Source organism: Yokenella regensburgei ATCC 49455 (assembly GCF_000735455.1).
In the GTDB taxonomy this organism is placed as follows: domain Bacteria; phylum Pseudomonadota; class Gammaproteobacteria; order Enterobacterales; family Enterobacteriaceae; genus Yokenella; species Yokenella regensburgei.
On record NZ_JMPS01000017.1, the window covers coordinates 1 to 21,807 of the forward strand.

16 protein-coding genes are annotated in these 21,807 nt (G+C 58.6%); 10 read left to right on the forward strand and 6 right to left on the reverse strand.

From position 1 onward, the window contains the following. From GYRE_RS04080 to ppc, 8 genes are all read left to right on the forward strand, one after another. A partial coding sequence (locus tag GYRE_RS04080; RefSeq protein WP_038253245.1) for a FecCD family ABC transporter permease occupies window positions 1-737 on the forward strand: 737 nt, incomplete at its 5' end. Further along, window positions 734-1,492 carry an ABC transporter ATP-binding protein gene (locus tag GYRE_RS04085; protein WP_038253248.1) on the forward strand — a complete coding sequence of 253 codons (759 nt, stop codon included), beginning with the start codon at window positions 734-736 and terminating at the stop codon, window positions 1,490-1,492. The genes GYRE_RS04080 and GYRE_RS04085, both read left to right, overlap by 4 nt. A 9-nt stretch (window positions 1,493-1,501) precedes the next feature. Next, window positions 1,502-2,314, forward strand: a complete 813-nt coding sequence (locus tag GYRE_RS04090; RefSeq protein ID WP_038253250.1) for a class I SAM-dependent methyltransferase — start codon at window positions 1,502-1,504, stop codon at window positions 2,312-2,314. Further along, entirely contained in the window at window positions 2,311-3,168 is an 858-nt protein-coding gene (modD, locus tag GYRE_RS04095) for a ModD protein (RefSeq protein ID WP_038253252.1), read from the forward strand. The genes GYRE_RS04090 and modD overlap by 4 nt, the downstream gene beginning before the upstream one ends. Window positions 3,169-3,192: 24 nt before the next feature. Further along, the gene (locus tag GYRE_RS04100; protein ID WP_038253255.1) at window positions 3,193-5,163 is read left to right on the forward strand and encodes a TonB-dependent receptor plug domain-containing protein; all 1,971 of its coding nucleotides are present in this window, start codon (window positions 3,193-3,195) and stop codon (window positions 5,161-5,163) included. 47 nt (window positions 5,164-5,210) lie between these two features. Then, window positions 5,211-5,855, forward strand: coding sequence for an MOSC domain-containing protein (locus tag GYRE_RS04105; protein WP_038253257.1), 645 nt, complete (start codon window positions 5,211-5,213; stop codon window positions 5,853-5,855). 40 nt (window positions 5,856-5,895) lie between these two features. Next, a complete protein-coding gene (locus GYRE_RS04110; protein WP_038253259.1) occupies window positions 5,896-7,341 on the forward strand; it encodes an alpha/beta hydrolase in 1,446 nt (481 codons plus the stop codon). Between the two features lie 271 nt (window positions 7,342-7,612). Then, window positions 7,613-10,264, forward strand: a complete 2,652-nt coding sequence (ppc, locus tag GYRE_RS04115; protein ID WP_038253261.1) for a phosphoenolpyruvate carboxylase — start codon at window positions 7,613-7,615, stop codon at window positions 10,262-10,264. 64 nt (window positions 10,265-10,328) lie between these two features. On the opposite strand, the gene GYRE_RS04120 is transcribed toward ppc, so the two are convergent. The 5 genes from GYRE_RS04120 to metB all read right to left on the reverse strand — a co-directional run bounded on the left by GYRE_RS04120 (window position 10,329) and on the right by metB (window position 18,427). Next, complete coding sequence (locus GYRE_RS04120) at window positions 10,329-11,249, reverse strand: DMT family transporter (protein ID WP_038253263.1); 921 nt, start codon at window positions 11,247-11,249, stop codon at window positions 10,329-10,331. A 121-nt stretch (window positions 11,250-11,370) separates the two neighbouring features. Then, a complete protein-coding gene (gene katG, locus GYRE_RS04125) occupies window positions 11,371-13,536 on the reverse strand; it encodes a catalase/peroxidase HPI (RefSeq protein WP_038253266.1) in 2,166 nt (721 codons plus the stop codon). Window positions 13,537-13,714: 178 nt separating this feature from the next. After that, window positions 13,715-14,605 carry a methylenetetrahydrofolate reductase gene (metF, locus tag GYRE_RS04130; RefSeq protein ID WP_006817945.1) on the reverse strand — a complete coding sequence of 297 codons (891 nt, stop codon included), beginning with the start codon at window positions 14,603-14,605 and terminating at the stop codon, window positions 13,715-13,717. 226 nt (window positions 14,606-14,831) lie between these two features. Beyond that, window positions 14,832-17,264, reverse strand: coding sequence for a bifunctional aspartate kinase/homoserine dehydrogenase II (locus tag GYRE_RS04135; protein WP_006817947.1), 2,433 nt, complete (start codon window positions 17,262-17,264; stop codon window positions 14,832-14,834). 2 nt (window positions 17,265-17,266) lie between these two features. Continuing rightward, entirely contained in the window at window positions 17,267-18,427 is a 1,161-nt protein-coding gene (metB, locus tag GYRE_RS04140; RefSeq protein WP_006817948.1) for a cystathionine gamma-synthase, read from the reverse strand. A 268-nt stretch (window positions 18,428-18,695) separates the two neighbouring features. Here metB and metJ point away from each other — a divergent pair, with 268 nt between their 5' ends. Continuing rightward, on the forward strand, window positions 18,696-19,013 hold the full coding sequence (metJ, locus tag GYRE_RS04145) for a met regulon transcriptional regulator MetJ (RefSeq protein ID WP_006817950.1): 318 nt from the start codon (window positions 18,696-18,698) through the stop codon (window positions 19,011-19,013). Window positions 19,014-19,061: 48 nt separating this feature from the next. On the opposite strand, the gene rpmE is transcribed toward metJ, so the two are convergent. Next, window positions 19,062-19,274 (reverse strand): 50S ribosomal protein L31, encoded by a 213-nt coding sequence (gene rpmE, locus GYRE_RS04150; protein ID WP_006817951.1) that lies wholly within the window; start codon window positions 19,272-19,274, stop codon window positions 19,062-19,064. Window positions 19,275-19,481: 207 nt separating this feature from the next. Between rpmE and priA the strand changes: the two genes are divergently transcribed. Continuing rightward, a complete protein-coding gene (priA, locus tag GYRE_RS04155; RefSeq protein ID WP_006817952.1) occupies window positions 19,482-21,677 on the forward strand; it encodes a primosomal protein N' in 2,196 nt (731 codons plus the stop codon). Window positions 21,678-21,807: the final 130 nt, after the last annotated feature.

The following is a 21,807-nucleotide window of genomic DNA, read 5'->3' on the forward strand; positions in this document are numbered from 1 at the left end:
CGCTGGTCTCGCCGGATATCCTCGGCGTCTCGGCCGGTGCTGGTCTTGGTGCCTGTACCGCCATTCTGTTGGGTCTGCCGATGGTGCTTATCCAGCTGTATGCCTTCTGCGGCGGCCTGCTGGTCGTGGCAGGGGTCTGGCTCATCACCCGACGGGTGCGGCGTCACGATCCGGTGCTGACGCTGGTGCTGGTCGGCATCGCCCTCAGCACGCTGTGCGGTGCGGGGATCTCACTGATAAAAATTCTCGCCGATCCCTACACCCAACTCCCCTCTATCACCTTCTGGCTGCTTGGTGGACTTTCCAGCGTCACGCTCCGGGATCTGTCGGTGGCCGCGCCCGTTATCCTCACGGGCATAGTGCCGCTGCTGCTGTTGCGCTGGCGGATGAATCTGTTAACCCTCTCGGATGACGAGGCGCGCTCGCTTGGGATCAACGTGGCGCGCCTGCGCCTCGGGCTGATTGTCTGCGCCACGCTTATCACCGCCAGTACGGTGGCGATCGCCGGGATTATTGGCTGGATTGGCCTGGTGGTGCCGCACATCGGCCGCCTGCTGACCGGCAATAACCACCAGCAGCTGCTGCCTGTTGCGATGGGGATCGGCGCCATTTTATTGCTGGTGACGGATACCCTTGCCCGCGCCGCCAGCAGTACGGAGATCCCGCTCGGCATTCTTACCGCCTTCGTCGGCGCCCCGTTCTTTCTGCTGCTTCTGCTGCGCGGAGGTTCACGATGAGCCTGCTGACGCTGCGCCGCGCCACCCTCGGCTATGGCCGCCATCCGGTGCTACGCGATATCTCGTTTGCCCTGCCCGCTGGCTCGCTGTGCTGTCTGCTGGGCGCCAACGGTAGCGGAAAAACCACCCTGATGCGCACCATTCTCGGCGTGCTGCCGCTGCTCGGCGGCGAGATCTCGCTGGATGGCGCACCGGTTGCCCGGCTGTCAGACCGCGAGCGGGCTACCGCCATCGCCTGGGTACCGCAGGCCCACGACGGCGTTTTCGCCTTCAGCGTGCTTGATATGGTGATGATGGGCTGTACCCCCCGCATGGCGGCGTTTGCCGTACCGGGCGCGCACGAGCGCGAGCGCGGCTACCAGCAATTGAAGACACTCGGCATCTCACACCTGGCCGCCCGGCGCTGGAACACCCTCAGCGGCGGAGAGCGCCAGCTGGCGCTGATTGCCCGCGCGCTGGTGCAGCAGCCGCGCCTGCTGCTGCTCGATGAACCCGCCTCCAGCCTCGATTTTGGTCATCAGATACATCTGCTCGACACGCTGAAGTCACTGAAGCAATCCGGCATGACGCTGCTGATGTCCACCCACCACCCGCTGCATGCCCGGGCCATTGCCGACAGCGTCGTGTGCGTTGAACCCGACGGGCAGATTTCCCAGGGGCCACCGGAGGTTCAGCTCACCGCCGAACGGTTGGCGACGCTGTACCGGGTCTCCCCTTCGCAGATCCAGCACCACCTCTGCGCCTCACAACCATAAGGAATCACTATGCTCATTGATGACATTGATTTTGCCGAACTCTACCGCCAGCAATTGCTTGAAGCGAAACGCACGGAAAAGACCCCGGACCACTGGGACAAACGGGCGGAGAAGATGGCAGTCACCTGCACCTCGCCTGCCGACAGCTACCTGCAGCAGCTAATGGCAAAAATCGATTTGCAGGGCGCAGAAACGCTGTTTGATATGGGCTGTGGGCCGGGGACAGTTTCCCTGATGCTCGCCGGGCAGCTGCAGGCGGTGTATGGCATCGACTACAGCCAGGGCATGCTTGATGTCGCCGCACGCCGCGCCGGGGCGCAGGGCATCCGCAACGCGCAGTGGATAGCCCGCGCGTGGGAAGACGACTGGCGCGACCTGCCGCGCTGCGATATCGCCGTGGCTTCCCGTTCCACGCTGGTTGCCGACATGCGCGACGCCATGACCAAACTTAACGGCCAGGCGCGTCTGCGGGTCTACACCACGCATCTGGTCAGCTCTTCGTTTGTCTCCCCCGCAATTCAGCGGGCGCTGGGCCGCGAGGTGGTGGAACTGCCGAACTATATCTACGCCATTAACGTGCTGTATCAGATGGGTATTCACCCGCGCGTGGACTACATTCGCGGCAAAAACTGCCAGCAGGACAACAGCACCTGGGCGCGTTTTGAAGAGAACGTACGCTGGAGCATGGGCGAACTTAGCGCCGAAGAGCGCGATCGCCTGCACCACTGGTACCAGCTGCAGGATGCCGGCCAGATTGCTCCCGCCAGCCGGGACTGGGCGCTGATCTCCTGGGACAGCATTTCGCAGGACGCCATCCGATGATCTTCTTCTCGCAGGCACAAACGGATGCCTACCTGCTCGAAGACATCCACGGTGGCGATCTCACCACCCGCGCGCTGGGCATTGGCGACACCCATGGCCGCATGGCGTTTTATCACCGCAACGGCGGATGCGTGAGCGGCATGGCCGTCGCCCGGCAGATGCTCGACTCTCTGGGGCTCGACATCCACTGCCAGATGCAGGATGGCGAAACCGCCGCCCCCGGTCAGACGCTGCTGTGCGTCAGCGGGAATACCGCCGCGCTGCATCAGGGCTGGAAGGCGGTGCAAAACGTGCTGGAGTGGAGCTGCGGGGTGTCGCAGTACATGGCCGCCATGCTTGCGCTGCTGCGTGAAAAGCATCCCGAAGGGCATATCGCCTGCACGCGCAAAGCCATCCCCGGTACCCGCATGCTGGCTACCCAGGCGGTACTCGCGGCGGGCGGCATCATTCACCGCGGCGGTTCGGCAGAAACCCTGCTGCTGTTTGCCAATCACCGCCGTTTTCTCGATAACCCCGACGACTGGCACAGCGCAGTATCCCTGCTGCGCCGTCAGGCGCCGGAGAAAAAAATCGTGGTGGAAGCGGATACGCCAGAAGAAGCACGCCTCGCGCTTCGTGCCCGCCCCGACGTTTTACAGCTCGACAAATTTACCCCTCTTCAGGCAGCAGAGATCGCGGCGTTAGCCCCGTCGCTGGCGCCTGACTGCACGCTGGCGCTGACCGGCGGCATCACGCTCGCGACCTTAGCGGGCTTTCTCGACTGTGGCATCAGACTCTTTATTACCTCGGCCCCTTACTACGCACCTCCCGCGGACATAAAAGTCAGCCTGAGCCCGGACGCATACGGCATATAACATTGAATACATGGAATAAAAATAATGAACGTCAACAGAGGTTGTCTTTATACGGCACTATCGCTCGCTATCACCAATAACGCCTTTGCCGGGCAGGAAAGCGACTCCATGACCGTCTGGTCCAGCCCGGTCTCCGCGACCACGACCACCATCCTCGGGCAGGACACGATTGAAAAACTGGATAAGCAGAACGTAGCGCAGGCGCTGAGCGTGATCCCCGGCGTGGTGCTGCAAAAATCCGGTAATCGTAACGAGCAGCAGGTCAGAGTCCGCGGCTTTGATAACCGCCAGGTGCCCATCTTCTTCGACGGCGTGCCTATCTACATTCCCTACGACGGTACCCTCGATTTAGGTCGTTTCCTCACGTCTGATATTGCCTCGGTGGAGGTCTCCAAAGGTTACTCCTCCCTGTTGCAGGGCCCGAACCAGATGGGCGGCGCCATTAACATCACCACCAAAAAACCGACGAAGCCGATTGAAGGCAGCATCGGTTATCGCCAGGGATGGAGCCGGGGTGAAGATAACGCGAAGGATATGCACGCCTCGTTTGGTGCCAGCAACGATCTTGGCTACATCCAGCTCAGCGGCAGCCAGCTGAAGCAGGATTTTCTCGGCCTGCCTCATGATGTAAACAACCCGATTGCAGGCAGCAACGGTAAGATGATCAACTCCTCCGCCGACGATAAGCGCGGCATCGTGAAGGTCGGTTTTACCCCGCGCGCCAACGACGAATATACATTCACGTATATTAATCAGGACGGGCAGAAGGATAATCCGCCGTATGCCGGCACCAGCAGCCAGAAGTCGCGCTACTGGCAGTGGCCGCAGTACGACAAAGAGAGCTATTACTATCAGGGCACCACGCACCTCGGCGACCGCTTTACCCTGAAAAGCCGCCTGTATCGCGATACCTTCCAGAACACGCTGATGATGTATAACTCGCTGGCGGATCTGCAAAATAAAAAGGGAAGCTACAGCTACTATTCCGACTACAGCGACGGTGCCGGGCTGCAGCTTGCGAGCGAAATGCGCGATGCCGATCTGCTCTCATTTGCCGTGAACTGGAAGGACGACGTTCACCGCGAGAAAGGGGCACCGAGTGCGCCGTATGATCGTTACGAAGATCGTACCTGGTCGCTGGCGAGCGAATACCAGTGGCAGGCGATGGACAATCTCGACGTGGTCGGTGGGATTAGCTACGACTGGCGCGACAGCGTGGAAGGGAAGAAGTACGAAAAAAACGGTACCGTCACCCATTATGATGCCAACAGCCAGCACGCGTTTAACTGGCAGGTGATGACCAAATACCACTTCGAGAACGCCGATACGCTGTCGTTCTCCTACTACGACCGCACCCGATTCCCGACCCTGAAAGAGCGCTACACCACCTCAAAACCGGCCTATAACCAGATAGCGCTGGTGAACCCGCAGCTGAAGCCAGAGCGCGCCCGCGGTGTCGATCTGACCTGGAACGCCGCCATTACCCGCGACTGGGGACTGGAAGCAAGCGTCTACTACAACCGCGTTACCGATGCCATTTTGTCGCACAACATCGACGCCGATACCGTGCAGAACCAGAACAGCGGCCGGGTGGACTACACCGGGATGGATCTTGGCGTGAAGGGCAATCCCTTCAGTATGCTGGAAGTGGGAATGAGCTATGGCTTGATCCATGCCGATACCAAAGAGGCCAGCGCGGGTAAAATCACCGATCTGCCCACGCAAACCCTCACCGCCTGGCTGACGCTAAAACCGTGGGAGCCGCTCAGCTTTACCGTCTCTGAAGAAGCGCGCTCCTCAAGCTACAGCAATACCGACGGCTCACAGAAAGCCGCGGGATTTGCTATCACCCACCTGCGCGCGGACTACAACATCGGCTATGGGGTGAGCGTGAACGCGTCCGTCAACAACCTGTTCGACACCGCCTACGCCTACAGCGAAGGTTTTATCGAAGAGGGGCGCAACTACTGGCTGGGCATGGAATATAAATTCTGAGTATCGACCTCCTGCGTGCGTGGGAGGTCATTGAAAAGGAGATAATAATGCAACCCGATTACAAGCTACTCTCCCTGCACGGCAACGTGACCCTTCCCGCCGGAGGTACACAAAAAGTGGTGCTGACCGACAGCATCTACATCACCGCTCACGGTCTGGAAGCCGATAACGGCATCAAAGAATATTATCAGGATACCGAGTGCGCCCTGCTGCACTATGCGCAAGAGCACTATGTATTCTGGCACGAGCAGTACCCGAACCTCGCGCCGGAAAAAATCACTCCCGGCTTCTTTGGTGAGAATATTTCCACACTGGGGCTCACGGAGAAAAACGTCTGTATTGGCGATATTTTTCATCTTGGCGCCGTGGAGCTGCAGGTCTCCTGGGGGCGGGAAGCCTGCGAAAAAATAGCCGGTAAGCTCAACGATCCGTTAGCGCCGGAAATTATGCACCAGCAGTCGCGCAACGGCTGGTTTTATCGCGTGCTGCAGTCCGGCGAAATTCATCCCGGCGATAAGCTCATTCTCAAGGCGCGGCCAAAACCGAAGTGGACGTTAAGCCGGGTGCAGCATGCGCTGTGGGGGGAGATCCTGCTGCCGGAGGAGCTGGAGGCGCTGAACAAAATGCCGGAGCTGGCGGAAAGCTGGCGTAAACTGGCGGGTAAAAGACTTGAGCAATATGCCACGCTATAGCCGATAATCATCCTGTTAACTCCCACAGGGATGGATATGGATGGTTCCGCGCATCGCTTCAGTCGTGAAAAAAGTCGCCATGGGTCTGGCGATAGTGCTGGTGGTTTTCCTCGCCGCGCGGGTTTACGAATCGCAGCGCGGACCCGCGCTTCACGTCTGGCATACCTGGACGGGCCAGGAGATGACCGCCGCCGCCATCGACGGTGCCACCTTTGATGAATATCTGCAGCAGGAAGCCGCGATATTTCACGATCTGGAGCGTAACGTCAGCGAAACAGCGAGCGATGACGCCGGCGTTTATAACCGCTACGATCCGCAAAGCCCGGTGTATCCTGGCCATTTCGACACCAACTGGAACCGCTCGTTTGTTCTGATGCCCACCGGGCAACCACGCGGGGCGGCGGTGCTGCTCCACGGTCTGACGGATTCTCCCTACAGCATGCGGGCGCTGGCGGAGGAGTATCAGCGTCAGGGGTTTGTCGCCGTGGTGATCCGCATGCCGGGCCACGGCACCGCTCCCGGTGCGCTGACCGACGTCGACTGGGAAGCCTGGCTTGCCGCCACCCGACTCGCGGTTCGCGAAGCCACACGCCTGACCGGCCCCCAACTACCGCTTGAGCTGGTGGGCTATTCCAACGGCGGCGCGCTGGCAATGAAGTACACCCTCGACAGCCTGCAGGATAAATCCCTGCGCCGCCCGCAGCAGGTGGTGCTGCTCTCGCCGATGATTGGCGTCACCGCCTTCGCCCGCTTTGCCGGGCTGGCAGGGCTGCCTGCGGTGTTCCCGGCGTTTGCCAAAGCGGCCTGGCTCAACGTGGTGCCGGAATTTAATCCCTTTAAATACAATTCATTCCCGGTCAACGCGGCACGGCAGTCGTACCTGCTGACCAAATCACTGCAGCAGCAAATCCTGCAGGCCTCCCGCGATCACCTGCTCGGTAACCTGCCGCCGGTGCTGACCTTCCAGTCGGTGATGGATTCCACGGTCAGCGCCCGGGCAGTAGTGGAGTCGCTGTATCGTTACCTGCCGGATAACGGCAGCGAACTGGTGATTTTTGATATCAACCAGGCGGCGGGCTACCGACCGCTGTTCAAACCACAGGTTTACTCCGCGGTGGCCTCTCTGCTACCGCCGCCTCCGCGCCAGTACAGTACGACCGTGGTGACCAACGCCGACGACGCCACCAGCGACGTCGTGGCGCTCACCATCCCGGCAGGCGAACTGACCGAGACGACCGAACCGCTCGGTCTGCGCTGGCCACAGGATATGTATTCGTTATCCCACGTCGCCGTGCCGTTCCCCATGAACGACGCGCTGTACGGCGGCGAACCGGAAGCCAAAAATCGCTATGGCATCAGCATTGGGACGATGTCGCTGCGCGGTGAAACCTCGGTACTCATCGTCGGGCTCGACGGCCTCATGCGCGCCACGGCGAACCCGTTTTACCCCTGGATGGTGCAGCGAATTCAACGGCATCTGCCATAAGAAAATACGATTCCTCGCCTACTCCTTTCGGGTTAATTCGATAACAAAATCCCGTGACTTTGTTCACATTTCCATAAGCATCACTTATCTCAAGTAACACGAATTTAATTTTGCAAATTACCCGCCTGATTTACGTTGCTGAACCGTTTTCGCAGCATTTGACGTGGGGGTTTTTACGTGGCTTTATAAAAGACGGTGTGCTTATTTGGTGCTCACGGCTGCAGAGCATCAGATATAACAAAATAAAATGAGATGGGGTGTCTGGGGTAACATGAACGAACAATATTCCGCTTTGCGTAGTAATGTCAGTATGCTCGGTAAATTGCTGGGCGACACAATTAAGGATGCACTGGGTGAAAACATTCTTGATCGCGTCGAAACCATCCGCAAACTGTCCAAGTCGTCCCGGGCAGGTAATGAAGCGAACCGTCAGGAACTACTGACCACGCTGCAGAATCTGTCGAATGATGAGCTGTTACCGGTCGCTCGCGCCTTTAGCCAGTTTCTGAACCTGGCCAACACCGCAGAGCAGTACCACAGCATTTCGCCGAAAGGCGAAGCGGCCAGCAATCCGGAAGTGATTGCCCGTACCCTGCGCCGACTCAAAGACCAACCCAATCTCACTGAAGACACCATTAAAAAAGCCGTTGAGTCACTGTCGCTGGAGCTGGTACTGACCGCCCACCCGACGGAGATCACCCGCCGTACCCTGATCCACAAAATGGGTGAAGTGAACAACTGCCTAAAACAGCTGGATAACAAAGACCTCGCCGATTACGAACGTAATCAGCTGATGCGTCGTCTGCGCCAGCTGCTGGCGCAGTCCTGGCACACTGATGAAATTCGTAAGAACCGCCCAAGCCCGGTGGATGAAGCCAAATGGGGCTTTGCGGTGGTCGAAAACAGCCTGTGGGAAGGCGTGCCGAACTACCTGCGCGAGCTGAACGAACAGCTCGAAGAGCACCTCAACTACCGCCTGCCGGTCGATTTTGTTCCGGTACGCTTTACCTCCTGGATGGGCGGCGACCGCGACGGCAACCCGAACGTTACCGCCGATATCACCCGCCACGTGCTGCTGCTGAGCCGCTGGAAAGCCACCGACCTGTTCCTGAAAGATATTCACCTGCTGATCTCCGAGCTCTCGATGGTCGACTGCACCGACGAGCTGCGCGCGATGGTCGGTGAAGCGGGCGCCTCAGAGCCATACCGCTACCTGATGAAAACCCTGCGTAGCCAGCTGATGGCGACCCAGGCCTGGCTGGAGGCACGCCTGAAGGGTGAGAAGCTGCCGAAACCAGCAGGACTGCTGACGCAGAACGAACAGCTGTGGGAACCACTGTACGCCTGCTACAAATCCCTGCAGGCCTGCGGAATGGGCATCATCGCCAACGGTGAGCTGCTCGATACCTTACGCCGCGTGAAGTGTTTCGGCGTGCCGCTGGTGCGTATTGATATCCGCCAGGAGAGCACCCGCCATACCGAAGCGCTGGGCGAACTGACTCGTTACCTCGGCATTGGCGACTACGAAAGCTGGTCTGAAGCCGACAAACAGGCTTTCCTGATCCGCGAGCTGAACTCCAAACGCCCGCTGCTGCCGCGTCAGTGGCAGCCGAGCGAAGATACCCGCGAAGTGCTGGACACCTGTAAGGTGATTGCCGAAGCGCCGCTGGGCTCTATCGCCGCCTACGTTATCTCGATGGCGAAAACGCCGTCTGACGTACTGGCCGTTCATCTGCTGCTGAAAGAAGCCGGTATCGGCTTTGCGCTGCCGGTAGCGCCGCTGTTCGAAACCCTCGACGACCTGAACAATGCCAACGATGTGATGACCCAGTTGCTCAACATCGACTGGTATCGCGGCTTTATTCAGGGCAAGCAGATGGTGATGATTGGCTACTCCGACTCCGCCAAAGATGCGGGCGTGATGGCCGCCTCCTGGGCGCAGTACCAGGCGCAGGACGCGCTGATCAAAACCTGTGAGAAAGCGGGCATTGAACTGACGCTGTTCCACGGTCGCGGTGGCTCCATCGGCCGCGGTGGTGCGCCAGCGCACGCGGCTCTGCTCTCCCAGCCGCCGGGCAGCCTGAAAGGTGGCCTGCGCGTTACCGAACAGGGCGAGATGATCCGCTTCAAGTACGGTCTGCCGGAAGTCACTATCAGCAGCCTGTCGCTGTACACCGGTGCCATTCTGGAGGCCAACCTGCTGCCGCCGCCGGAGCCAAAAGCCGAATGGCGCGACATTATGGATACGCTGTCTGACACCTCCTGCGAGGTGTATCGTGGCTATGTCCGTGAAAATAAAGATTTCGTGCCGTACTTCCGCTCTGCCACACCAGAGCAGGAGCTGGGCAAACTGCCGCTGGGTTCACGCCCGGCGAAGCGTCGCCCGACCGGCGGCGTGGAGTCCCTGCGCGCCATTCCGTGGATCTTCGCCTGGACCCAGAACCGCCTGATGCTGCCTGCATGGCTGGGTGCCGGTACGGCGCTGCAGAAAGTGGTCGAGGAAGGCAAGCAGAGTGAACTGGAAACCATGTGCCGCGACTGGCCGTTCTTCTCCACGCGTCTTGGCATGCTCGAGATGGTGTTCTCCAAAGCCGACCTGTGGCTCGCGGAATACTACGATCAGCGTCTGGTGAAACCGGAGCTGTGGGGGCTGGGTAAAGAGCTGCGTGCGCTGCTGGAAGCGGATATCAAAGTGGTGCTGGATATCGCCAACGACGCCCACCTGATGGCCGACCTGCCGTGGATTGCCGAGTCTATCCAGTTGCGTAACATCTATACCGACCCGCTGAACGTTCTGCAGGCAGAGCTGCTGCACCGTTCCCGCCTCAGCGAAGAACAGGGTAAAGCGCCAGATCCGCGCGTTGAACAGGCGCTGATGGTCACGATCGCCGGCGTCGCGGCGGGGATGCGTAACACCGGCTAATCCCGCAAATCAGATAGCAAAAAGCCTCCTTGCGTTAGCAAGGAGGCTTTTTTTTTAGCTTCATTTAGCGCTCTGACGGCTGCGGCACCTTTTGTACCCGGGTCTGACGTTTCTTCAGGCTGACTATCGCCAGCGCCAGCACGATCAGCACGATACCGCTGCCCTCCACCGGTCCCGGGTTCTCACCCAGCAGCCACCAGGAGAACAGCACGCCGCAGACCGGTACCGCCAGCGTACTGAGGCTGGCAATACTGGCAGGCAAGTTGCGCAGGACAAACAGCCACAGGCTCCACGCCAGCGCCGTTGCCAGAATGGCACTATAGGCTAAGGCGAAAAAGACGCCTGGCTGCCAGTCAACAGGCTGCTGTGGCACCAGCAGCGCCACTACGCTCATGACGATCGCGGCGTACAGCATCTGCCAGGTGGTCAGCGCCAGCAGGTCTACCTTCGGGTGGCGGGCGTACATGCGCTTGGCAATAATCGCGCTCGCGCCCCAGCTGATACCCGAGAGAATAGCCAACAGTGCACTTTTCATGGAGGAGAAATCGAGCTGCCACGGCTGCAGCACCAGCATCAGCCCCACGGCCGCCACCGCAATTGCCGCATACTGCAGACGACGCATTCGTTCGCCGAGGAACATCGCTGCCAGAATCACCACCCAGAACGGCATGGTGTAGCTCAGGATAGCAACCTTCCCGGCGCCGCCGCTCACCAGCGCCCACTGCGCCAGGCCAACCATACCGCAGGTCTGCAGCAGCGCTATCGCCAGCGTGAAGCGAAACGGCGTTGGCCGCAGGCCACGTCCGCGCAGCAGCAGCACAATGAATAACAGGAGTGCACCAAAAATGCAGCGTAACGCGGTGAAGTCGAACGCGCCGATATACAGCGTCACCTGCTTCATCGCAATCCAGCTATAGCTCCAGATGATAGTCAGAACGATAAGGCCACCAATGGCCAACGGATTGCTCTTTCCTGAGACAGCCATGATAAATCCAGTGAGATGAGATTTTACTGCGGACACTATACTCGCCATAGCAGGCGAAAGCACTTCGGCGACTGTCGTGAAACAGCCGCCGAAGTGGGGATCGAACTATACGACAAACAGCTTACAGCAGGTCAAAACGGTCCAGATTCATTACTTTCACCCACGCGGCAACGAAGTCTTTGACGAACTTCTCGCGCGCGTCGCTGCTGGCGTACACTTCGGCCAGGGCGCGAAGTACGGCGTTAGAGCCGAATACCAGATCCGCGCGAGTGGCGGTGTATTTCACTTCACCGCTCTGGCGATCCTGGCCTTCGAACAGCTCAGACGACGCGTCCGTCGCTTTCCATGCGGTACGCATATCCAGCAGATTGACGAAGAAGTCGTTGCTCAGCACGCCCACGTTATCGGTGAAGACACCGTGATGGCTGCCGTCAAAGTTGGCACCCAGCACGCGCATACCGCCTACCAGCACGGTCATTTCCGGTGCGGTTAACGTCAGCTGCTGTGCTTTGTCGATAAGCAGAGATTCGGTGGTCGCCGCTTCGCCTTCGCCACGATAGTTACGGAAACCATCGGCAATCGGCTTCAGCAGTTCGAACATCTCAAGGTCGGTCTGATCCTGACGCGCATCAACGCGGCCCGGCGTAAACGGAACCTTAACGCTGACGCCAGCGGCTTTCGCTGCCTGCTCAACGCCCACGACGCCTGCCAGCACAATAATATCGGCCAGCGACGCTTTGTGCGCCGATTTATAGATGCCTTCCAGCACCGGCAGAACGCGAGCCGCCGTGACGTTCACTTCCCAGCCACGCTGCGGCGCCAGCGCCAGACGTGCACCGTTCGCACCACCACGTTTATCACCACCACGGAAGGTGGAGGCGGAAGCCCAGGCAACCGACACCAGTTCGCTGACCGAAAGACCGGAGGCCGCGATTTCTGCTTTCAGGCTTTCAATATCGGCAGCCGTCGGATGGAAGAACGCATGCGGTAACGGATCCTGCCAAATCAGGTCTTCTTTCGGTACTTCTGGACCAATGTAGCGCGATTTCGGCCCCATATCTCTGTGCGTCAGTTTGAACCATGCACGGGCGAAGGCTTCGTTGAACGCCTGCGGATCGTTCAGGAAACGACGAGAGATTTTTTCAAACCCGGGATCGAAACGCAGCGTCAGATCGGTCACCAGCATCGTCGGTTTACGTTTTTTCGACGGATCGAACGGATCCGGCACGATTTCCGGCGCGTCGACGGCTTCAAACTGAATAGCGCCTGCCGGGCTGCGGGTCTGAACCCATTCGTATTTGAACAGGTTCTCGAAGAAGTAGTTGCTCCACTGGGTCGGTGTTTGCGTCCAGACCACTTCCAGACCGGAAGTGATGGCATCAGCACCGGCACCGCTGCCGTAGCTGCTGGCCCAGCCCAGGCCCTGCTGCTCAATCGGCGCCGCTTCTGGATCTGGCCCAACGTGGGTTGCGGAACCGGCACCGTGAGTTTTACCCAGCGTATGACCACCGGCAATCAGCGCCACGGTCTCTTCGTCGTCCATCCCCATGTTGCCAAAGGTGGCGCGAATCGCATCTGCCGCAGACAGCGGTTCACCGCTGGCGTTTGGCCCTTCCGGGTTCACATAGATAAGACCCATTTCGGTCGCCGCCAGCGGGCGTTTCGCCAGCGCTTCCGGGTCACGATGAGCAAGCCAGGTTTTTTCATCACCCCAGTTCACGTCCAGATCCGGTTCCCAGACGTCTTCACGCCCGGCACCAAAACCAAAGGTACGGAAACCGGAGTTTTCCAGAGAGACGTTACCTGCAAGGATAAACAGGTCGGCCCAGGAGATTTTTTGGCCGTATTTCTGCTTGATTGGCCACAGCAGACGGCGGGCTTTATCGAGGCTGACGTTGTCCGGCCACGAGTTAAGCGGGGCAAAGCGCTGTTGACCACGACCAGCACCACCACGTCCGTCCACTGAACGATAGGTACCGGCACCGTGCCACGCCATACGAATAAACAGGCCAGCGTAGCTGCCCCAGTCGGCAGGCCACCACGGTTGAGATTCGGATAACAGTGCTTTGAGATCGCCTTTCAGCGCAGAGTAATCTAATTTGCTGAATTCTTTGCGATAGTTGAAGTCTTCACCCAGAGGGTTTGAACGGTTCGAATGCTGATTAAGAAGGTCTACGCGAAGTTGCTTAGGCCACCAGTCTCGGGTACTGGTGCCAGCGCCTGCGCTCTGGTCATGACCGCCCTGATGAAAAGGGCACTTACCTGTATTCTCGTCTACTGTGCTCATCTATCTGCTCCCTTTATAGTGGTACCGTTACGATATACACCCTCAGCAATAAGAGATAGTTGAGATTACCCACAGATTCAATAGCCAAAGCCTTTTGTTTTTCACTGGCAAAAGATTAAATGCTGTACAGGTGGGTTAAGATCAAAAAAAACCTCAGTTTATCTGAGGTTTTTCTTATTCAGACCGCCGGGCGAACACCCAGCGTGTGGCAGATGGCGTAGCTCATTTCGGCACGGTTGAGCGTATAGAAGTGGAAATCTTTTACCCCTTCCCGACTTAGAATTTTCACCATGTCCATCGCGATGTTCGCGCCGACCAGTTTGCGGGTTTCCGCGTCGTCGTCCAGACCTTCGTACATTTTTGCCATCCAGGTCGGGATGCGCACGTTAGTCATATCAGCAAACTTCTTCGCCTGCTTGAAGTTGGAGACCGGCAGGATCCCCGGAATGATTTCGACATCAATCCCCGTCGCCGCGCAGCGATCGCGAAAGCGCAGGTAGCTTTCAACATCAAAGAAAAACTGGGTAATGGCACGGTTTGCCCCGGCATCGACCTTACGCTTCAGATTCAGCAGATCCGCCTGCGCGCTTTTCGCTTCTGGATGCACTTCCGGATAGGCCGCCACGGAGATATCAAAGTCCGCCACTTCTTTCAGCAGGGCAACCAGATCTGCTGCGTACATGTCCGGTTTACCGCTGCCCGGTGGCAGATCGCCACGCAGTGCCACGATATGACGAATGCCGTTGTTCCAGTAATCCTGGGCGATGGTGCGCAGTTCAGCACGGCTGGCATCGATGCAGGTCAGGTGCGGCGCGGCTTCCAGACCGGTACGATCTTTAATGCCTTTGATGATGCTGTGCGTGCGGTCGCGCTCGCCCGAGTTCGCGCCGTAGGTCACGGAAACGAATTTCGGTTTCAGGCTGCTCAGACGGTCGATAGAGGACCACAGGGTCTGCTCCATTTCACTGGTGCGCGGCGGAAAAAATTCAAATGAAACGTTAATCCGGCCTTCAACTTCTGCCAGGCTCTGATTCAGGGCTTCCCGCTGGTTGGCGTGAAAAAAGCTCATACCTTACCTCATCAATCGCATGTCGTTATTTGTTGTGTTGTGAACTTCTATACGTTTAGACGTCCAGATGTAAAAATGACGGAAAAGCCAGGGGGCGTCAACATAAAAATAGCGATTGGTGGTGAGGAATGTTCAGCGAAGATGAAAAAAATTCATGACGCGAGAAGACAAGGTCTGATGCCCCCACTCGCTCGTACAGGAAGAGAGTGGGGGTAAGGGGGAAAAACTACAGCAGCTGTGCCAGGCGGTTGATGTCCGACTGAATCGCACCGGCGGTCACGTCGCGACCCGCACCCGGGCCGCGGATAACCAGCGGGTTATCACGGTACCAGCGGCTCTCAATGGCAAAGACATTGTCGCACGGCAGCAGCGAGGCCAGCGGATGCTCCGGACGCACCGCTTCTACGCCAACGCGTGCTTTACCGTTAGCATCAAAGCGAGCCACGTAGCGCAGCACCAGGCCCATTTCACGGGCGGCTTCCAGACGCTGGATCATCTGCTCGTTCAGCTCGTCGCCATTCTCGAAGAAGTGATCGATAGAGCCGCCTTCGCAGTGTGCCGGAACCAGCGATTCAACGCGCACCTGATCCGGCTCGATATCGTAGCCCGCTTCGCGCGCCAGGATCACCAGCTTGCGCATCACATCTTTCCCCGAAAGGTCAACGCGCGGATCGGGTTCGGTCAGCCCCTGCTGCCAGGCCTGATCCACCAGTTCGGTAAACGGTACCGTACCGTCGAACTGCAGGAACAGCCACGACAGGGTACCGGAGAAAATACCGCTGATAGCGAGGATGGTATCGCCGCTGTCGCGCAGGTCACGAACCGTATGGTTGATAGGCAGCCCCGCGCCTACGGTGGAGTTGTACAGCCAGTGGCGGCCGGTCTTCTCAAACGCGTCGTGGATCTGGCGATACTTGTCGCCTGCACTGGCTCCCGCCAGCTTATTGGCGCTGATAACGTGGAAGCCGTGGCTGGCAAAATCAAGATACTGATCCGCCAGCTGTTCGCTTGCGGTCACGTCCAGCACCACCAGGTCATCGTACGGGTGGGCGCGCATCCACAGGAACAGCGATTCTTCATCCTGTTCTACCGCTTCATCGTTGAAAAACGCCATTGCACGGCTGGCGTCCAGGCCTTCGTATGAGAGCAGGCTGCGGCGGCTGTCCACCACCCCGGCCAGCACAAATTCAAAACCGGTACGCGCCGAGAGCGTACTCTGTTCGCGGGCAAACAGCTCCAGCCAGCGGGAACCAATATTTCCTTTGCCGAACAACACCAGGCCAATGCGCTTCTCGGCGCGGAACAGTGACTGGTGCAGGCCCTGGATCAGGCTTTCCGTTGGGCCAGTGCGCAGCACCGCCACGAGGCTGATGCCCTCTTCCGACTGCCAGGTAAACTCCACCGGCTGCCCTTTCAGTTGCTGCCAGAAGCGATGACAGTGCAGTGGATTACGGGTTACCCCGGCGCCCACCATTGCCACCAGCGCCAGACCCTGACGCAAACGCAGCTCGCCCGGCAGACCGGCTTCATCCAGCATTTTCAGGGCGCTGTCCGCCACTTCAGAGGTGTAGCAGAACTGCAGCAGCTGGCGGTCAGCGTGAACGCCAACGGCCAGCGGACGCACGCCAGCGCGCTTCAGAACCAGGTCTATCTCTTTATGCGCCAGCTTAAAGTCCTGGCTTGCCGGAACGTGGAACTCAATCAGGCACACGTCGTCGTGGCTGGTCACAATCCGGGCCCCGGTGCCGGAAGCCAGCACGCGCTCGATACGGGTTGAGCCCTGATCCGGGGTGTAGCTGCAGCGCAGCTGCAAATCGATATCGCTGCCGGAAACCGGCTGCAGAGTACGAGCGTGCAGCACCGGAGCCGCCAGACGCGCCAGCTCGCTGGCCTCATCCAGACGCAGCAACGGCAGCAGACAGGCATCTTTCACTTTACGCGGGTCGGCGCTGTATACCCCGGCCACGTCGCTCCAGATAGTGACGCGGGAAACCCCTGCCAGTGCACCAACCTGGGTCGCGGAGTAGTCGGAACCGTTACGCCCCAGCAGCACCGTTTCACCGTGGCTGTCGCGGGAGATAAACCCGGTCACCACCAGGCGTTTACCCGGATGCTGCGCCAGCAGCTGTTGCATCAGCGGGTAAGAGAGGCCTTCATCAACCTGCGGCTGTGCGGCGCGTTCAGCGCGGAGGAATTCACGAGCGTCAAGCCAGGCGGCCTCCATCCCCTGCTGTTGCAGCACGCCCGCCATCAGGCGCGCTGACCACACTTCACCGTGGCCCACCACTTCCGCGTATACCGCATCGGTGATGCCGCTGTCGAGCAGCGCCGCCAGGCGTTCGAGATCCTGAATAAACAGGGCAATCAGGCGATCGGCGATATCGCCCGGCAGCAGGCCGCTAATCAGTTCGCTCTGGTAGCGACGTAGCGACTGCTGAACCTGATGCGCAGAAAGACGGTCAGTCTGGCTTAATTTCAGCCAGCTAATCAGCTGGTTGGTGGTGCTCCCGGCCGCAGAGACGACCATCATATCGCCCGGCAAAGAGTATTCCGACATGATGCCCGCAACACGCAGATAGCACTTCACATCCGCCAGGCTACTACCACCAAATTTGTGCAGCTGACGACCTTTCGCCCCTGCCTGCGCAATCACACTCATGTTTATTCCTCTGCTGCGACCCGGAAGCCATTTTCCAGATCGGCAATTAAATCTTCACAATCTTCAATACCGGTTGAGATACGTAACAGCGTCTCAGAAATACCTGCCGCGGCGCGCGCTTCCGGCGCCATGCCAGCGTGCGTCATGGTCGCCGCGTGGGAGATCAAGCTCTCAACCCCGCCTAACGACTCCGCCAGCGTAAACAGCGACAGCCCGCCAAGGAAACGACGCAGCGTCTGCTCATCACCATCCAGCTCAAAACTCAGCATCGCACCAAAACCTTTTTGCTGGCGCGCGGCAATCTCATGCCCCTGGTTTTCCGGCAGGGAAGGATGATACAGCTTTTTCACCAACGGTTGCTTCCTGAGAAACTCAACCACCGCCTGAGCGTTACGCTGAGCCACTTCCATACGCGGCGACAGGGTACGCAGGCCGCGCAGCAGCAGATAGCTGTCGAACGCGCCGCCGGTCACGCCAATATTATTCGCCCACCATGCCAGTTCGGTGACGATTTCCGGGTCTTTTGCAATCACCACACCTGCCACAACGTCTGAGTGGCCGTTCAGGTATTTGGTGCAGGAATGCAGCACCAGATCCGCACCCAGCGCCAGCGGGTTTTGCAGCGCCGGGCTCAGGAAGGTGTTATCAACCACGCTGATGGCTCCGGCTTCACGCGCCAGACCACAGATTTTCGCAATATCCACGACGCGCAACAATGGGTTGCTCGGACTTTCCACCAAAACCAGCTTCGGTTTTTCCGCCAGCGCCGCTTTCAGCGCCTGATCGTCACCCTGATCGACAAACAGCACCCGGTAGCAGCCGCGTTTTGCCAGGCTATCGAACAGGCGGTAGCTGCCGCCGTAGCAGTCGTGCGGTGCCACCAGCAGATCGCCAGGTTTCAGGAACACGGTGGTCACCAGATGAATCGCTGACATTCCGGTATTGGTCAGTACGGCGCCCGCGCCGCCCTCAAGTTCCGCCAGCGCACGCTGTACGACATCACGCGTCGGGTTACCGCGACGGGAGTAATCGTGAGCGCGTGGCTCATTAAAACCGGTGAAATTATAGGTACTGGAGAGGTGAATCGGCGGGACAACACAGCCATACTGTTCGTCGTCGTTCAATCCGCTACGCACTGCGATGGTGGCCTGTTTACGCGTCATAGAGCTTCGTTCCTGGCAATGTCTGTGAAAAGTCAGGCCACAGATTAACCACTGCAACAATAGACGTCAATACATCTGGACATCTAAACTTCTTTGCGTATAGATTGAGCAAATGGCAAATAGCCGTTAAAATTATATGCATTAGCGCACATCTACAGAGGCATTATTCGTGTCACCGTCGTGCCTCTACGGTAAACTACGCGCGTTTATGGTCTGAACGGTCGGTTCAGGACCTTTTATTAATGACAGAGAGGATTAAAGGTATCTCATGGCTGAATGGAGCGGCGAATATATCAGCCCATACGCTGAGCACGGTAAGAAGAGTGAACAAGTAAAGAAAATTACAGTTTCCATTCCTCTGAAGGTGTTAAAAATCCTCACCGATGAACGTACTCGTCGTCAGGTGAACAACCTGCGTCATGCCACCAACAGTGAACTGCTGTGTGAAGCGTTCCTGCATGCGTTTACCGGTCAACCGTTACCTGATGATAACGATCTGCGCAAAGAGCGTAGCGACGAAATTCCGGAAGAAGCGAAAGTGATTATGCGTGAGCTGGGGATCGACCCGGAGACGTGGGAATACTGAGTTTCAGATACAAAAAAAGCGCCTTGCGGCGCTTTTTTTTCGGGTTGCTTATTTAGCGCCCGGGATGCTGAAACGCTTGTTGAAGCGGTCAACACGGCCACCGGTAGCAACGTCACGCTGCTTGCCAGTGTAGAACGGGTGGCATTTGCCGCACACGTCCAGGTTCAGATCGTGACCCACGGTGGAGTTGATCTTGATGATGTTACCGCAAGAACAAGTTGCAGTAACTTCTGCGTAATTCGGGTGAATACCTTTTTTCATGGGAGAACCTCAGTTAAGGCCGCGTCGCTCTTCCGGCCCTAACGCCAGACACCACGCGATGTTAATAATATAGTTGTTGATGCGAGATTAATGTGCACCAAAGGCGGCGAATCATACAGAATCTGACCGTCGTATGCAAACTGATCCGCACGTCACTGGTTACTAATGTGTATACTAACGCGCCACATTTCAAGTCAGGAAGATTCGATGCCCGTCGCTCACGTTGCCCTGCCCGTTCCGCTGCCCCGCACCTTTGATTATCTGCTGCCCGACAGCATGAGCGCCAAAGCCGGGTGTCGTGTGCGTGTGCCGTTTGGTAAGCAGGAGCGCGTGGGCATTGTGGTTTCGGTAAGCGAACAGAGCGAGCTGCCGCTGGCGGAGCTTAAAAGCGTTGTTGAAGTGCTGGACGGCGAGCCGGTTTATTCGCACTCGGTCTGGCGGCTGCTGCTGTGGGCGGCAGAATATTACCACCACCCGGTGGGTGACGTGCTGTTTCACGCCCTGCCCATTCCTCTGCGTCAGGGCAAACCGGCCAGCGCCGCACCGCTGTGGTACTGGTTTGCCACGGAAGAGGGCCAGGCAGTCGATATCAACTCACTGAAGCGTTCGGCAAAACAGCAGCGCGCGCTGGCAGCCTTACGCACCGGAAAAATCTGGCGTCACCAGGTGGCTGAGCTTGAGCTCGACGAAGCGGGATTCCAGGCGCTGCGTAAAAAAGGCCTGAGTGAACTGGGCTCTGAAGCACCGGCGATGACCGACTGGCGCGACGGCTACGCGGTGGCCGGTGAACGTCTGCGGCTCAATACCGAGCAGGCCACCGCCGTGGGCGCTATTCATAGCGAATCCGATCGGTTTTCCGCCTGGCTGCTGGCCGGGGTTACCGGCTCCGGCAAAACCGAAGTCTATCTGAGCGTACTGGAAAACGTGCTGGCAAAGGGCAAACAGGCGCTGGTGATGGTGCCGGAAATCGGCCTGACCCCGCAAACCATCGCCCGTTTTCGTGAACGTTTTAACGCGCCCGTTGAGGTTCTGCACTCCGGGCTTAACGACAGCGAACGGCTTTCGGCGTGGCTGAAGGCCAAAAACGGCGAGGCGGCAATTGTCATCGGCACCCGCTCGTCGTTGTTTACCCCGTTCAAAAACCTCGGCGTTATCGTCATCGACGAAGAGCACGACAGCTCCTACAAGCAGCAGGAAGGCTGGCGCTATCACGCCCGCGACCTGGCGGTATACCGGGCGCACAGCGAGCAAATCCCTATCATCCTCGGCTCCGCTACCCCGGCGCTGGAAACGCTGCACAACGTCCGCCAGGGCAAGTATCGCCAGCTGCGCTTAACCCAGCGTGCCGGTAACGCGCGTCCGGCAAATCAGCACGTGCTGGATATGAAAGGCCAGCAGCTGCAGGCGGGGCTCTCTCCTGCGCTGATAAGCCGTATGCGCCAGCACCTGCAGGCGGATAACCAGGTGATTTTGTTCCTGAACCGTCGCGGATTCGCCCCGGCGCTGCTGTGCCACGACTGCGGCTGGATTGCCGAATGTCCGCGCTGCGACAGCTATTACACGCTGCATCAGGCGCAGCAGCATCTGCGCTGCCACCATTGTGACAGCCAACGACCGGTTCCTCGCCAGTGTCCCTCATGCGGTTCCACGCACCTGGTGCCGGTAGGGCTGGGCACGGAACAGCTGGAGCAGGCGCTGGCGCCGCTGTTCCCGGGGGTACCGGTCTCCCGCATCGACCGCGATACCACCAGCCGTAAGGGCGCGCTGGAGCAGTATCTGGCGGAAGTACATCGCGGCGGTGCGCGTATCCTGATTGGCACCCAGATGCTGGCAAAAGGGCACCATTTTCCCGACGTCACGCTGGTGTCGCTGCTCGACGTTGACGGCGCGCTGTTCTCCGCCGATTTCCGTTCCGCCGAGCGTTTCGCCCAGCTTTATACTCAGGTTTCGGGGCGTGCCGGACGCGCTGGCAAGCAGGGGGAAGTTATCCTGCAAACGCACCACCCGGAACACCCGCTGCTACAAACCCTGCTCCACCAGGGCTACGACGCCTTTGCTCAACAGGCGCTGGCAGAACGACAGACCATGCAGCTTCCGCCGTGGACCAGCCACGTGCTTATCCGCGCCGAAGATCACAACAATCAGCAGGCACCGCAGTTTCTTCAGCAACTGCGTAACCTGATCCAGGCAAGCCCGCTGGCGGACGACAAGCTGTGGGTACTGGGCCCGGTTCCGGCGCTGGCGCCAAAACGCGGTGGCCGCTGGCGCTGGCAAATTTTGCTGCAGCATCCGTCACGCATTCGTCTGCAGCACATCGTTAGCGGAACCCTGGTGCTCATCAATACGCTGCCGGAATCCCGCAAGGTAAAATGGGTGCTGGACGTTGACCCCATTGAAGGCTAATGCCCGATGCTGCGAGCCAGATCGATAAATTCAACATTCATCACACTTTTCATGAAAATTCTGTAACTCTCCTGCTTAACTATCTGATAAAAATGTGGGCTGATGTCAGAGACAGCGGATGTCTCTGCGC

Excerpts from the sequence above, each read along its gene's own strand:
- GYRE_RS04085 (WP_038253248.1), top strand. The coding sequence starts at position 734 with ATGAGCCTGCTGACGCTGCGCCGCGCCACCCTCGGCTATGGCCGCCAT.
- GYRE_RS04090 (WP_038253250.1), top strand. The coding sequence starts at position 1,502 with ATGCTCATTGATGACATTGATTTTGCCGAACTCTACCGCCAGCAATTG.
- modD (WP_038253252.1), top strand. The coding sequence starts at position 2,311 with ATGATCTTCTTCTCGCAGGCACAAACGGATGCCTACCTGCTCGAAGAC.
- GYRE_RS04100 (WP_038253255.1), top strand. The coding sequence starts at position 3,193 with ATGAACGTCAACAGAGGTTGTCTTTATACGGCACTATCGCTCGCTATC.
- GYRE_RS04105 (WP_038253257.1), top strand. The coding sequence starts at position 5,211 with ATGCAACCCGATTACAAGCTACTCTCCCTGCACGGCAACGTGACCCTT.
- GYRE_RS04110 (WP_038253259.1), top strand. The coding sequence starts at position 5,896 with ATGGTTCCGCGCATCGCTTCAGTCGTGAAAAAAGTCGCCATGGGTCTG.
- ppc (WP_038253261.1), top strand. The coding sequence starts at position 7,613 with ATGAACGAACAATATTCCGCTTTGCGTAGTAATGTCAGTATGCTCGGT.
- GYRE_RS04120 (WP_038253263.1), bottom strand. The coding sequence starts at position 11,249 with ATGGCTGTCTCAGGAAAGAGCAATCCGTTGGCCATTGGTGGCCTTATC.
- katG (WP_038253266.1), bottom strand. The coding sequence starts at position 13,536 with ATGAGCACAGTAGACGAGAATACAGGTAAGTGCCCTTTTCATCAGGGC.
- metF (WP_006817945.1), bottom strand. The coding sequence starts at position 14,605 with ATGAGCTTTTTTCACGCCAACCAGCGGGAAGCCCTGAATCAGAGCCTG.
- GYRE_RS04135 (WP_006817947.1), bottom strand. The coding sequence starts at position 17,264 with ATGAGTGTGATTGCGCAGGCAGGGGCGAAAGGTCGTCAGCTGCACAAA.
- metB (WP_006817948.1), bottom strand. The coding sequence starts at position 18,427 with ATGACGCGTAAACAGGCCACCATCGCAGTGCGTAGCGGATTGAACGAC.
- metJ (WP_006817950.1), top strand. The coding sequence starts at position 18,696 with ATGGCTGAATGGAGCGGCGAATATATCAGCCCATACGCTGAGCACGGT.
- rpmE (WP_006817951.1), bottom strand. The coding sequence starts at position 19,274 with ATGAAAAAAGGTATTCACCCGAATTACGCAGAAGTTACTGCAACTTGT.
- priA (WP_006817952.1), top strand. The coding sequence starts at position 19,482 with ATGCCCGTCGCTCACGTTGCCCTGCCCGTTCCGCTGCCCCGCACCTTT.